Source organism: Rheinheimera oceanensis, assembly GCF_018831085.1.
In the GTDB taxonomy this organism is placed as follows: Bacteria; Pseudomonadota; Gammaproteobacteria; order Enterobacterales; family Alteromonadaceae; genus Alishewanella; species Alishewanella oceanensis.
The window spans coordinates 158634-173097 of record NZ_JAGPNM010000007.1; the positions used below are offsets into that span (position 1 = coordinate 158634).

General features: G+C 48.0%; 10 protein-coding genes. 6 read left to right on the top strand and 4 right to left on the bottom strand.

Annotation, left to right across the window (positions count from 1 at the left end; all coding sequences use genetic code 11):
• The first annotated feature begins 135 nt into the window (after nucleotides 1-135).
• Nucleotides 136-2115, top strand: a complete 1980-nt coding sequence (locus J3B89_RS15675; protein WP_215398545.1) for a bifunctional metallophosphatase/5'-nucleotidase — start codon at nucleotides 136-138, stop codon at nucleotides 2113-2115.
• 267 nt (nucleotides 2116-2382) lie between these two features.
• Here the strand turns inward: J3B89_RS15675 and J3B89_RS15680 are convergent, their stop codons facing one another.
• The 3 genes from J3B89_RS15680 to J3B89_RS15690 form a co-directional block, all read right to left on the bottom strand.
• Nucleotides 2383-2751 (bottom strand): hypothetical protein, encoded by a 369-nt coding sequence (locus tag J3B89_RS15680; RefSeq protein ID WP_215398546.1) that lies wholly within the window; start codon nucleotides 2749-2751, stop codon nucleotides 2383-2385.
• Nucleotides 2748-3806, bottom strand: a complete 1059-nt coding sequence (locus J3B89_RS15685) for a hypothetical protein (RefSeq protein WP_215398547.1) — start codon at nucleotides 3804-3806, stop codon at nucleotides 2748-2750. The genes J3B89_RS15680 and J3B89_RS15685 overlap by 4 nt, the downstream gene beginning before the upstream one ends.
• Before the next feature lie 103 nt (nucleotides 3807-3909).
• Nucleotides 3910-4338 (bottom strand): Lrp/AsnC family transcriptional regulator, encoded by a 429-nt coding sequence (locus J3B89_RS15690; RefSeq protein ID WP_215398548.1) that lies wholly within the window; start codon nucleotides 4336-4338, stop codon nucleotides 3910-3912.
• A gap of 166 nt (nucleotides 4339-4504) precedes the next feature.
• Between J3B89_RS15690 and J3B89_RS15695 the strand changes: the two genes are divergently transcribed.
• From J3B89_RS15695 to J3B89_RS15710, 4 genes are all read left to right on the top strand, one after another.
• Complete coding sequence (locus J3B89_RS15695; RefSeq protein WP_215398549.1) at nucleotides 4505-5710, top strand: aspartate aminotransferase family protein; 1206 nt, start codon at nucleotides 4505-4507, stop codon at nucleotides 5708-5710.
• A gap of 3 nt (nucleotides 5711-5713) precedes the next feature.
• Nucleotides 5714-6742, top strand: a complete 1029-nt coding sequence (gene astA / locus J3B89_RS15700; RefSeq protein ID WP_215398550.1) for an arginine N-succinyltransferase — start codon at nucleotides 5714-5716, stop codon at nucleotides 6740-6742.
• Between the two features lie 44 nt (nucleotides 6743-6786).
• Nucleotides 6787-7590 (top strand): DUF1338 domain-containing protein, encoded by an 804-nt coding sequence (locus J3B89_RS15705; RefSeq protein WP_215398551.1) that lies wholly within the window; start codon nucleotides 6787-6789, stop codon nucleotides 7588-7590.
• Nucleotides 7591-7703: 113 nt separating this feature from the next.
• Nucleotides 7704-9152: an FG-GAP repeat domain-containing protein gene (locus J3B89_RS15710; RefSeq protein WP_215398552.1), complete on the top strand. Its 1449-nt coding sequence runs from the start codon at nucleotides 7704-7706 to the stop codon at nucleotides 9150-9152.
• Nucleotides 9153-9210: 58 nt separating this feature from the next.
• Here the strand turns inward: J3B89_RS15710 and J3B89_RS15715 are convergent, their stop codons facing one another.
• On the bottom strand, nucleotides 9211-12396 hold the full coding sequence (locus J3B89_RS15715; protein ID WP_215398553.1) for an amidohydrolase family protein: 3186 nt from the start codon (nucleotides 12394-12396) through the stop codon (nucleotides 9211-9213).
• Nucleotides 12397-12693: 297 nt separating this feature from the next.
• Between J3B89_RS15715 and J3B89_RS15720 the strand changes: the two genes are divergently transcribed.
• Entirely contained in the window at nucleotides 12694-14430 is a 1737-nt protein-coding gene (locus tag J3B89_RS15720; protein WP_215398554.1) for a potassium/proton antiporter, read from the top strand.
• Nucleotides 14431-14464 lie beyond the last annotated feature (34 nt).

Consider the following 14464-nt stretch of genomic DNA (forward strand, 5'->3'; position numbering starts at 1 on the left):
AAAACGCCGATCCTGCCTGCCAGTGCATAGCAAAACAAGCCACAAAGGCAGATTTTAACTTGAGATCATGCTGTTTTGTGCTTAAGGTAGCCGCCAATATCTTTGCCCTATGTACCGCAACAAGGTTTGCCGTTTATGCGATTTGCCTTTTCACTGCTTTTTTCTGCAATGTTACTGACCGGCTGCGCTTTAGCACCGGCATCAGCACCAAAGTCTGGTTTAACCTTAAGCCTGCTCCATATTAACGACACCCATTCGCAGTTTGATGCCAGCCCGGCCAGCGTGAAAGATGCTTCCGGCAAGCCGGTTTATACCTATATTGGTGGCCACCCGCGCTTGTTAACCAAAGCGCAGCAGCTACGTATGCAGGCAGCGCAAGATGGCGTACCCGCTTTGTTTTTGCATGGTGGGGATGCGTTTAAAGGCAGCGCATATTTTGAGTTGTTTGAGCAACGTATTAACATTGACGTGTTAAACCGGATGAATATCGACGCCATGGCACTGGGTAACCATGAGTTTGATATAGGTTTAACCAAGCTGGCCGACTTTATTGATAAGGTTAATTTCCCTGTTCTGGCCGCTAATATTGATACTACTGCCGAACCGCTGCTGGCTGACAGCCAGAATCTGAAACCATACAGTTTATTTGTGCTTGCTCACAACCAACTCACGCCGGTAAGCAGCGTTGCTGATGCAGCGGGGCGGGCAGTGGTCGCAGTATTTGGCCTGGCGCTGGAGGATATGCGTGCTATAGCCCCTGATACCGGCGCTGTGGTGTTTAGCAATGAAATACAAAGCGCCCAGCACACTGTAGATGCTTTAACGGCACAAGGCGTGCAGCATATTATTGCACTGACCCATTTGGGCCATCAGCGTGACTTAGCGCTGGCCGGTGCCGTTAATGGCATAGATGCCATAGTGGGAGGCCATTCACACAGCCTGTTGGGCGATTTCCGGCACTGGTATTTAGGGGCACAGCGGCCTTATGCCGAAATAGTGACTAACCCGGATGGTAAAGGCCAAACCTGTGTAGTGCAGGCCGGTCAGTTTGCGCAGGCCGTAGGTCAGGCCAGGCTTGAGTTTAACAACGCCGGCAAGCTGATAAGCTGCGCCGGGCAGAATACTTTACTGGCAAGCACAGATTATTTCAGCTCTGCACTGCGCGATAAACCAAGCCGCTTTAGTGCAGCTAAACAAACTAAGACAGAGCGTTATATTGCCAGCCTGCCGCGCACAGCTATTGTGCAGGAGGATAAAGCGTTACGCACTTTGCTGGATAGCCAATACTTACCGGCTGTGCAGCAAGCCTATGGTGGCGTAATAAATGCCACTGAAGCTGAAATACTGCATGTGCGCCTGCCGGGTTCAGCAGGCAGCGATAGCCATGGCTCTGTGCTGGCCGGACATATTGCTGATGGCATGCTGGCATATGTTAATCAGAGCGCCATACAAAACCTGATCCAGCGACCGGTGCAACTGGCACTAATTGGTGCGGGTAATATTCGAGCGCCGTTATCAGCAGGTGAAATACGTGAGGGCAATATCCGTTTAGAGGTACTGCCGTTTGACAGCCCGCTTAGCGTGCTTAGCATTAGTGGTGCAGATTTAACAGCCTTGCTAACTGATATTATCAGCCAGTCTGTTGCGCCCGGTGCCCATACCGGTAAGTTTCCTTATGTTGCGGGTATACGTTATGTGGCAAAACAAACCGGGCCTGATACCGCAGAGTTAACTGTACTGGATATAAAACAGGATGGTGTCTGGCAAGCGGTTAGCGCCCGGCAGCAATACAATATGGTAACTACCAGCTATCTGGCCGATGGCAACGACGGTTGGCAAGTGTTGCAGCAATTGCAGGCAAAACAGAGTGACCGGCAGGATATAATATTACGCCACCAGCAGCCCCGGCTGTATCCGGTGGCAAGGGTTGAAGCAGTACAAGACAGCAGCGGGGCGCAGTCGTTTAGTGCCCGTTATCGCAATGGCGGCGTATTGCCATGTAAAGCGGAAGGGGTAGATTGCAAAGTCGCTGCACAGGCCTTTATTGATTATCTGAAAGCCAACCCGCAGTTATGGCAGCAAAAGCGTGAGCCAACGGTAACGTTGCTAAAATAACGGAAATGGGGAAGATATTCTGCCCCAGCCTAGAGTAGTTCGAAATCTGTATAGGCTAGATTATCAGACATTATCTCCTGCCTCTTACACCACGATTTTGGCTTATATCGTAAGCTGCGCCAGCGATTCCTTTACAAAATCGGTCCATGGTGTGCACCGCAACGCATCCAGCTTTCAACACGGCGTACAACATTTTCACATCTATTTGTTTCAGATCGACACTGGTAGATGCATGCCTTATATATCTCAAGATGTACATATTTAGATTTACGGAAAAGTTTCTACGTACCAAACACATACAACAATAAAGAGAATGCCGGACAACATTAGCCACAGAGCCAGGGTTTTGTCTTTGGATGTGGCAAGCTCTTTGAGTAGATAAGGATCAATTAGCATGGTATTTTTTCCCCAGAACGAAGCTGGCAATACCAGCTTCATTGCATACGTCACAACACGCCAACCAGGGCCATCCCAATCACTAATAGTGTCTTTGTTTAATACTTTTAATTTTTTCTCCAATGGTCTCATGCTAACTTGCGCAAATATAAGCCAAGAGAGAAAAAAATTAATCATAAACGCAAACATTATAATGGTCGCAATGAACATAATATCGTCAGGTGTAGCGGTTGAAATCATCTCCTGCCTCTGGATGAAAAGTTTGAACTTTTATCGTAAATTACGCCAGCACCGGTTTTGGCTGCGGAATTAACATACTTAGCTGAGTAATAACCGGCAGCTAGTGCTGTTAAGCCAGCTCCAGCTAAAATTACCCACCCAGCTGGCGTCCATCCCAATGCTATACCAACTTTTGTCATTGCAGCTGCAGTTGATGCAAAAGCAATTTGTGCTGTATAAGCGCCTGCGGCAGTACTAGCGCCAAAGCCAGTAATTTCCTGCACTGCAACTCTATGATAATCCTGTCCCTGGTGTTTAGCATCTGCTACGTTATAAGCTCGGATTCCTGCATCAAGCAGGATTACACTATTTCCCAAATATGTTGCTCGTGTAGACATATTCCTTAATGTCTTCACGTCGGCTGATTTCGTTACTTCAAGTTTGGCAACTGTAGATTGATTTAGCCGGCCAGAACGGGCAATGTTAGTTCCTCTATTTACATTTGCTACTGCGCCTCGTGCTCTGGGAGACTTAAAATTGGTTAGATGCCGTTGGAGTTGATATTCAAATGTTTGCTGCAGTTTTGCGTGTTGGATTCTGGCTAACTGTTCCAGTCTCAATATTTCAGCTCTGCCAGCGCCACTTTTTCTTGCGTCATATATCTGCAGTAAAATTTTTTCATACTTTGACATGCTTTCCATTAAGCCATTTCTGCTTGACGCAAGAGTACCCGCTAAGGCTCCACTTAACGTTATGCCATCTTCTTTCAGGTATGGATAAATATGTTCATCGTACATCGCAGCCAGCGCAAGAGTATTATCTGAACCAATACTTTCTACTGTATGGCCGATAATTTCACGCTGTTGTAGCGGAATAGTGCACATTTGGCTATAAAAGTCGTGAGTATCAGCCTGGCCTGCGTTTAACATATATGGCTGATAAGGCAGAAGAATATCATCAACAATACTTTTGTTATTGCGATAAAACTGCTGCTGCCAGTCTTTATTTGCAAACGCAGAATTGGCGAATAAAGAGCTGGTATGTTGTGGTCGGGTATTAAGAAGAATTTCAGCCATGACAATGTCCTTATCGGTAAATTATGCCGATTTTAAAACGTTGTTATAGCTTCGGCAATATCTATTTACATTTAGTTATCTATATATTGCAGAATTAATCACGTTAACGTTTAAATTTGGTTTCTAAAATAACCGACGAATTAGTGCGCTCTACACCGTCTAAATTACCAATATCGTCCAGAATATGGCTGAGCTGTTCGGTGCTTTGTGCCTGCACTATGGCGATAAGATCGTACTCACCGCTGATGGCGTACAGTGCTGAAACCTGGGCAATTTGCTTTAGCTCAATATTGGTTTTGGCGGTGAGTTTTTGCCGCACTTTAATGCTGACATGCGCTGATACCAGCGACGCCAGATAGTCCTCACCGTAATCTACCGAGTAGCCTTTAATCACGCCGCTTTGTTCCAGTTTGGCAATGCGGGTTTGTACGGTAGAGCGGGACAGGTCCAGCATGCGTGCCAGATCGGAAATACTGGCGCGGGCATTGTGCTTCAGTACAGCGAGTAGCTTTTCATCTTCCTTGCTTATCATTTTGCTAACCTTTTCCGTTGAATTGCAATTCAAGCTTGTTAAATTGTCGATAATGGTACTGCAATGTGGCAGTGGTGAGCAATATAATAGGGTTAAATTTATCCGAGCCAGCCAACGTTTATCCCGATAAAGGCAGGCCATTGCAACAGACACAAGTGAGGTAGTTATGCAGGTTTCAAGAAGCGTATTCGATGATGTGATGGTACCAAACTATGCCCCGTCTAAAATTATTCCGGTAAAAGGCGAGGGGTCACGCGTTTGGGACCAAAATGGTACAGAATTTATCGACTTTGCCGGTGGTATTGCCGTTAACTGTCTTGGCCATTGTCACCCGGCGTTGGTAACGGCGTTAAAAACACAGGCTGATAAACTGTGGCACTTATCTAACGTAATGACCAACGAGCCTGCGCTGTTGCTGGCTCAGGCACTGGTTGACGCTACCTTCGCTGAAAAAGTGTATTTTGCCAACTCCGGCGCTGAAGCCAACGAAGCCGCACTGAAACTGGCCCGCCGCTATGCCAAAGATAAATACGGCGAGCAGAAAAACCAGATTATCTCTTTTAAGCAGGGCTTTCATGGCCGTACTTTCTTTACCGTTACTGTGGGTGGTCAAAGTGCTTACTCAGATGGTTTTGGCCCTAAGCCAGAAGCCATAGTGCATGGTGAATTTAATAACCTTGATAGCGTAAAAGCACTGATTAACGCTGATACCTGCGCAGTAATGGTAGAGCCGGTGCAAGGCGAGGGGGGGGTAATGCCCGCCACGGCTGAATTTATTAAAGGCGTACGCGAGTTGTGTGATGCGCATAATGCGCTGCTGATTTTCGATGAAGTACAAACCGGCGTTGGCCGCACCGGTGAGCTGTATGCCTATATGGGGTATGGAGTAACGCCGGATATTCTGACAACAGCCAAAGCGCTGGGTGGTGGCTTCCCGATTGGCGCTATGTTAACTACTACTGACATTGCCAAGCATTTAGTGGTGGGCACGCATGGCTCTACTTATGGTGGTAACCCGCTGGCTTGTGCTGTTGCTTTAGCCGCGGTCAACACAGTCAATACACCTGCAGTGCTGGCGGATGTTAAAGCCAAAGCACAATTATTTCAGGATGGCCTGAAAAAAATTAACGATAAATACCATGTATTTAGTGAAGTACGTAGCGCAGGTTTATTAATTGGCGCCGTGTTAAACAGCGATTATGCCGGCAAAGCGCGTGATTTTATGCTGGCAGCAGCGGATCAGGGCCTGATGGCATTGGTTGCCGGTACCGGCGTGGTACGTTTTGCGCCGTCGCTGATCATTCCTGATGCTGACATTACCGAAGGCTTAGCCCGCTTTGAGCAGGCTGTAGCTAACGTAGTGAAGGGGTAAATCATGTTAGTTATCCGGCCGATAACGGCAGCTGATTTTGCAGCGCTGAAAAACATCGCTATAGAATCCGGTGCTGGTTTTACCTCGTTGCCGGTAAACGATGAACGGCTAAAGCAGAAAATTGCGCATGCCGAGCACAGCTTTGCGGCCGAGGTAACTACACCGGGCGATCAGGGGTATCTGTTTGTGCTGGAAGATACCCAAAGCGGTGAAATTGTAGGTACCACCGGCATAGAGGCTGCGGTGGGCACCAGCACACCGCTGTATCATTTTCAGCAGAACACCGTTATTCACCATAGTGCTGAGTTAAATGTGTTTAACCAGCTAAAAACACTGACACTGTGTAACGATTACACCGGCGCATCTGAAATTTGCACGCTGTTTTTGCGCGAAAGCTACCGGCGCAACCATGCCGGGCGCTTTTTATCCAAAGTGCGGTTTTTGTTTATGGCCGAGTATCCGCAGCGTTTTAGCGATCGTGTTATTGCTGAAATGCGCGGCGCTGCCGACAGTGATGGCCAGCCACCATTTTGGCACTGGTTGCAAAAACTGTTTTTAACCATTGATTTTCCAACGGCGGACCATTTAATTGGTATTGGTAAAAAAGCCTTTATTGCCGAGCTGATGCCGCGCCATCCGATTTATGTCGGTTTACTGCCGCAGGCCGCCCAGGATGTTATCGGTCAGGTGCATCAAAACACCAAGCCAGCGCTTAATATGCTGGAAAATGAGGGTTTTGCTCACCGTGGTTATATCGATTTATTCGACGCCGGCCCAACGGTAGAAGCCCGGTTAAGCCAGATTAAATCGGTTGCAGCCAGTAAAAAAGTCAGGGTGAAAATTGCTGAAGTTCAGGGCGAGCAAACGCTGGCAGTAGCGAACACGGCGCTGCAACAGTTCAGGGCCAGTTTTGGTAAGAATGCAAAATTTGATGCAGATCAGCAGCAGCTACTGCTAAGCGCAGAATTTGCCGATACACTGCAGCTGCACGATGGCGATATGGCAAGATTTATAGTGTTAGATAAGGCCTGAGGGCCAGACAAGTAATAACTGGTAAATGTTAAGGCGGAATAAATATGCATACTGATGTAAAAGCGTTGTTTGCCAACTTGTGGCAAGACTATGTAGCCGTGACTCCTTCTGCCAAAAAAGTGCACCAGTTGCTGGGTAGCTCGCAGCAGGATGACGTAATTAACGATCATATTGCGCTGCGTACTTTTAATCTGGAAAAGGTTGGGCTGGAAAAACTGGCAGCACACTTTAAAGCACTGGGCTATGAAGAGTGTGGCGAGTATCATTTTGAAGCGAAAAAGCTGTATGCCAAGCACTATGAGCATGCGGACCGCAGCTTACCCAAAGTGTTTATCTCTGAACTGCTGTTAGATAAATGCTCGGCTTACCTGCGCGATACTATTACCGCGCTGGTTGAACAAATCCCGGCCGATGCAGTAACAGCAGATAACTTTTTGTACAGTGGTACACACTGGCAGGTAAGCCAGGCTACCTATGAAAAGCTGCTGGCAGAAAGTGAATATGCGGCCTGGGTTGCAGCCTGGGGTTACCGGGCTAATCACTTCACAGTAAGTGTGAATGACTTGCAAAGCTTCAGTACCTTAGAGCAGGTAAACAAGACATTAAAAGACGAAGGCTTTTTGCTTAATACCTCAGGTGGCGAAATTAAAGGTACACCACAAGTGTACTTAGAGCAGTCATCTACGCTGGCCGATTTGCACCCGGTACAGTTCAGCGATGCTATTGCTACTATTCCAAGCTGCTTTTATGAGTTTGCCCGCCGTTATCCAATGACAAACGGTTTACTCTATACCGGTTTTGTAGCCGCGTCTGCAGATAAAATTTTCGAAAGCACCAACGCCCGCTAAGTTTTGTTACATAATTGAAGCCGGTATTTACCGGCTTTTTGCGTTATCATCCGGATAAGACTACGTTACGTAATGCTATTTATTCAGCTAACGTTTTAACCGGGATAATAATAATGAGGAAAGTCAGTACGCTGCTGTTTGCTTTAGGCTTTGTCTGTGGCGAAGCATTGGCGGCACAGTTAGATAAAGTAACGGTGGCGTTACAGCATCCTGCCAATGGCAACATTGTCCATATACCAGAGCGGCAGCAGCTACTGGTATCAGGGTTTAGCCAGTTTGCCCGTTGGTTGTCGGTAGTTGATTTAACCGATTATAAAGCGCAGTTATTGCCTATACCGTCTGATGCGCAATTTTTTAATAAAGCCATACTGGCCGGTGACAGCAAACCACAACTGGTGTTTCTGGGGTTGGGGGGCATTAGTCGGTTAAATGCGGACAATACCGCGGCTGAACGGCTTGTTAGCAGTACATCCTTGTATCGGGTGCTGGATCAAAACCGGCTGCGCGAAGCTAACTTTGTTGTCGATCTTGGCTCGGGTTTAACTGATTTTATTATTGCTGATTTTCAGCACACGCATTTATACCGCCAACAGGATGATGGTAGTTTTAACCATTATCCGCTGCACATTCCGGCCTTGGTGCAAAGCTGGCGTACCAGCCCGGATTACAACCCGCGTAAGCCCTATCTTGCTGATGTAAACCAGGACGGTAAAACTGATCTGCTGTTTGTCTGGCAGGGCAAATTTCAGGCGTTTTTGCAGCAATCTGATGGCAGTTTTGCCACTGAACCTGTGACAATGAGCTGGCCGGTGGCACTGTCTACCGAGCAGGAAGCGGACCAGCGCAACGATGCCGGGCGTAGCTACAGTGGCCAGAATATCGATACGCTACGTGATATTACTGACATAGATGGTGATGGCATAGTGGATCTGGTGATTAACCGTGAACAACTGGCCGATGCGCTGGAGCGTAATAACAGTTTTCGTATTCACTTTGGCAGTGTAACTGAGCAGGGGCTAAGCTTCAGTGCCGAGCCTGATACTTTTATTACAACCGATACTTCACCGATAGATGTAGTTATTGACGATTTTAACGGTGATGGCCGCAAAGATTTTTATATTCCCAGCACCCATTTTGGCGTAGGCACACTGGTTCGGGTATTGCTGCGTGGCAGCGCTAATTTGGATATTGATTTTTATTTATTAAATGAACAACGCCGGTACAGTGCCAAAGCTGATTTTCGCCAGCAGGCAACTATAGATGTCAGCATTGGTAACTTCCGCTATGACATGCCGTTATTTCAGGTAGCTAACCTCAGTGGCGATGGTTTTAAGTCATTGTTGGTGGGGGATGGCCGCGAACAACTGCGGCTATATCAGCATGATGATAAACGGTTGTTCAGCCGGCGCAGTGAAAGATTAAAAGTAGATTTGCCACGCGATGCCAGCAAAGTGCGTGTTATGGATCTTACTGGTAATGGCAAAGATGACCTGGTATTACCTTTTGATACCCAGGATAAAGAGGGCTTACGTAACCAGCTCCATTTTTTGCTGAAACGCTAAGGCTTATTCTACGTTTGTTGTTTAGAGTAGCCCCGGCCATATGCCGGGGCTGCATGTTTTAACGTGGTTCAAACTCAAATAGCTGGCGTTTGCGCTCGCGCAAGCCAATTTCGTTCATGCTGTTGGCATCAAATAAGCGGCCATTCACCATGGTATGGCTAACCCGGTCGCTCACGCGGATATCTTCCAGCGGGTTACCGTCTATTACTATTAAGTCGGCCAGTTTACCGGCTTCAATCGAGCCCAACTGATGGTCCATACCAAAGGTTTTCGCCGGGTTGATAGTAGCGGTTTTCAGCGCCTCCAACGGGCTCATACCACCCTGGGCAAACATCCATATTTCCCAGTGTGCACCTAAACCTTCACGTTGACCGTGAGCACCTATATTGGCTACTACACCAATATCGCTTAGCTCTTTGGCGGTTTTTACCACATTAAAATGGTTGTAGTGGTTATCCGGGGCCGTGGGGCGGCGCATACTGCGCGGCGCCAGTTGGTCCATTGGTACGTAGTTGCGCATTTTCGGGTGTTTCCACACTTCGGTTTTGTCGTACCAGTAGTTTTCACCCCAAATACCGCCATAGGCCACTACCAGCGTAGGGGTGTAGGCGGTTTTGCTGGCCTGCCACAATTGCTTAATATCGTCATACACTTTTGCTGCCGGTAGTGCATGTTCAACGGTAGTGTGGCCATCGACAATCATGGTCAGGTTGTGCTGCATTAATGAGCCACCTTCGGGCACTACCATCATATTTAGCTCGCGGGCGGCCTGAATAACCTGCTGTCGCTGATTACGCCGTGGCTGGTTGTAACTTTTTACGCTGAATGCCCCGGCTTTTTGCAGGCGCTCTAAATGAAATTTAGCATCATCCAGGCTGTCGATATGCGAGGTGTAACCGGCACCTTCAGCGCCGTACAAAATCGTACCGGTAGAGAAAATCCGTGGCCCGGCAATAATACCGGCCTGCTGCATTTCACTGGCGGAAAAAACTTCGCGGGTATCGTTAGACGGGTCATGAATGGCAGTAACGCCAAAAGCGAGTGAGGCATAGTTCTGCCAGTTTTGCTGCGGGATAATCTGGTTGCTTCCCTGCGAGCTGTGGGCGTGGGCGTCAAACAGGCCAGGCATAATGGTTTTACCACTGATATCAAATACTTTTGCGCTGGTTGGTACGGCCACGTCACTGCGTTTGCCAACGGCTTTTATCTTATTGTTTTCTACCAGTACTACACCATCCTGGATCACTTCATCGCCGTTCATGGTGATCACCTGGCCGCCAACAAAAGCCACGCTGCCACGCGATATATCTGTCGGTGCAGTAAAGCCAAGGTTAATACCATTTTTTGCTGCAAAGTCAGTTTTGTCGCTAAAATCAAACAAGCCTTCAATGCTGGCATGATACAACTCTGGCCCCAGGCTCCAGTAAATATGCCGGCTGTTACCACTCCAACTGATATATTCACCGGCGCGCACCGACAGTTGCTTTACCGGAAATTGCTTATCCGTACCGCTGATATCAATGGCTTTGCCGCGTTCGGTAAAAGGCGTAACAAAAACTTTAAAGCGATCGGCAAAAGCCAGGTATTTGCCATCCGGTGACAGTTTAAATTCAGTACCAAACTTGGCCGTGTACAGCGTTTGCTGGATATGTTTGGTCAAATCTATGCGGATAAGGCTGGGGGCGTTATCGTAGTCGACGGCATAAACAGTGTTATTGTCGGCACCGAACATGGGTGCGCGGCCATTACGGCTGATAAGCTCCGGTGTGCCGCCTTTGCTGCTGATCTTATATAAGCCGGTGTTTAGCGACCATTGGCGGGGCAGCAGGCTGCCAGCGCCGGTTTTACGGTAAATGACCGTTTTGCCATCCGGGCTGAATACCGGCTCTATATATTTGCCCGGTTCGCCGGTAAGTTTACTGATGCGGCCATTACGCAGGTTAACGATATTCACCGCGCCCTGGCTGTTGTCGTTCCAGCTAACATATACCAGTTCTTTACCGTCGCGGGAAAATTGCGGGTAATACTCAAAGTCAGTGCTTTGTTTTGTCAGACGCCGGGGTTTAGGGTTATCTATATCAGTAATATACAAATGGCCCAGTGCGGTGAATACTGCCTGTTTACCATCTGGTGATACCTGAATAAAGCGCAGCATTTTGGTGTCGAACTGATCTTTATCCAGATCTTGTTTTACCCGCACCGCTGTTTGAATTTGCTTACTGGTGGTTAGGTTAAATGCGATAGTTGTGGCTTGTTTATCGGCAATATTCAGCTTTTTAATCTCGCCACCGGCCCAAAATACCAAAGCTTTATTATCGGGTGTCCAGCTTAGCGTAGGGTAAACACCATGAATGGCCCAGGTTTCCTGCATATCTCTGTCCAGGTCGTCATACAGCTTAATATGTTCGCCGCTTTGTAAATCATATAAAAACAGCGTGCTTTGAAAATCTACCCGGCGGATATAGGCCAGGTATTTGCCATCCGGCGATGGTGTAGGGCGGATAGCCCCACCGGCGCCGTCCAGCACCACTTCCCACTTGCCGGTTTCGCGTTCAAAACGCTTTATTTTATATATACCGCTTTCAGAGTCTTTACTGTAATGAAAGGTTTTGCCCGGTGTATCATCCTGTGAGAAGTAGATGTATTTGCCATCTGGCGAAAATGCCGGTTCGCCTAAGTCTTTCTGATCGTTAGCTCTTTCTGTCAGCATAATGCCTTTGCCACCGGTTTTATGGTATTGCCATATTTCACCGGCGCCCAGCGAGCGGCTGGCAGTAAAGTGTTTACGTGCCACAATAAATTCGCCATCCGGGCTCCAGGCCGGGCTGTTTAACAGCCTGAATGTTTCATTGGTTACCGCGCGCGGCTCGCTGCCATCGGCATTCATAATCCAGATATTATCGCCACCGCCTTCATCGCTGGTGTAGGCAATATGTTTGCCGTCCGGGCTAAAAGCGGGCTGCATTTGCCAGCCAATGTCTTTCGTTAGCTGTGTGGCGTTGCCGCCGGTTATTGGCATAGTGTAAATATCGCCCAGCAGATCAAAAGCAATTGTTTTGCCATCCGGGCTTACTGTTACATTCATCCAACTGCCTTGCGATACGGCTATATCTATTGTTTCGAACTGGCCTTGCGGTGCGTTAACGTCCCAGGCCGGGGCTTTATCCGCTGTAATGTCAGTTTCTGCCTGCAGGGTAAAACTGGCAATGGCCAGCGCTAGCAAGGTAGGGGTAAAAGTTCTCATACAGGTTCCTGTCGGTTGTATTGCTATTTTTGTTGTTGAGGCATTTTACCAACAGGGTGACATAAAGTAGCTGCGGGGTTAAGTTTTTCGCTTTGATATTGCGCTAAGAACCGGCATTACAGAGATAAAATGTGCCGCAACATATTGCGACAAATTAACCTTATGTAATTTAATCTGGTAAGTGGCTTGTTGCTGTTGATATTATTGCACACTGAGTTACTGAAATAACACACTGGTGGCCGGTTCTGTACGGTTGCTGTACGGCACTTTTACTATTTTATTTGAGCAAATACCCCGATGTTTATTGTTGATCAATTAATTATGCTGGCGGCGATATTAATTTTACTGGGTATTTTATCCAGTAAGCTGTCGGCCCGGCTTGGCCTGCCTATGCTGGTGCTGTTTTTACTGGTGGGTATGCTAGCCGGGGAGGATGGTCTGGGCCGTATCGCTTTTGACAGCCCGCAGGCGGCACATGCGCTGGGTACTCTGGCTCTGGCGCTGATCTTGTTTGATGGCGGCTTGCAAACCCCGGTACAGTCTATTAAACAGGTTTGGAAACCCGCTTCGTTGCTGGCTACGCTTGGCGTGTTTACTACCGCTTTGGTTACCGGCGTTGCTGCCAGTTATATTTTGCAAATCTCAATGCTCGAAGGCCTGTTACTGGGCGCTATTGTTGGTTCTACCGATGCTGCGGCAGTATTCTCATTGCTGCGAAATGCCGGTATTAACCTGAACAACCGGCTTAAATCGACGCTGGAAATCGAGAGTGCGTCGAACGACCCTATGGCGATATTCCTTACCGTAGGATTGTTAGAAATTTTGCTGAACGACTTAAAACCCGGCATTGGTCTGTTGCAATTGTTTGTGTTGCAGATGGGGCTGGGAGCTGTTGTTGGCCTGGCCGTTGGCTATGGCATTGTCAATATTATCAATCGTATTCATTTGCAGGCCAACGGCCTTTATCCGGTTATGGTAACGGCTTCGGGCCTGTTAGCTTTTGGCGTGGCAGCTAACCTTGGCGGTAGCGGCTTTTTAGCGGTGTTTATTTGCGGCGTGATGGTGGGCAATGCCCGCTTTGTGTTTCAGCGTACTACCTTTTTGTTTCATGACGGCCTGGCCTGGCTTAGCCAAATTACCATGTTTGTGATGCTGGGGTTGCTGATCACGCCAAGTTCATTACTGGAAGTATGGTGGCAGGGCTTATTAATTGCAGCAGTGCTGGTGTTTGTTGCCCGGCCGGTGGCAGTGTTGCCTGTACTAAAATGTTTTGGCTTTAACAGCCGCGAAATGGCGCTGGTATCCTGGGTGGGGTTACGCGGTTCAGTGCCTATTATTCTGGCGATATTCCCACTGATGTTTGGCCTGGCTAGTGCTGAGCTGATTTTTAACGTGGTGTTCTTCGTGGTATTGATCTCCGCCACGCTGCAAGGTTCAACTCTGCCCTGGGTGGCGCGTAAGCTTAATCTGATAGAGCAACTGCCGCCTAAGGCACCGGCAACGTTGGAAATCACCTCGCTTGGCGAGGTAGACGCTGAAATTGTTGAATATACCTTATCGGACGATTCGCGTGCGGTGAATCGTCGTTTAGCAAGGATGGCATTGCCGGAGGGCGCTGTGGTGGCGATGATTGCCCGTGGTGAGAAAGTGATCCCGCCGCGCGGCTCCACGGTATTGCAAGCCCGTGATCATTTGTTTGTGGTGATGAAAAATGATTATAAAACCATCGTTGAACAAGTGTTTGCAGACAAAGGTTTTGCTCCTGACAAAGCTGCGGCGGAGTTACGGTTAAAAGGCACCAGCACATTAAGTGACATTGACTGGTGCTTTGCCCTTAACCTGACGGCGTTACACGGTGATATTTCGCTTGAACAATTATGTAAGAATCAGTTGGCAGATAGCTTAGCAGAGCGGCAGCAATTTGTGCTTGGCCAGTACCGGTTTGAGGTAGCAGAAATGGTAGGTGAGCGGATAACAACGGTGCTGCTGCATCAGGATGTGGTTGCAGCAGCAAATCAGGCGCCGGTTGCTTAAATGCAAAGCCTGATTAACATTAACAGCAGAGTAT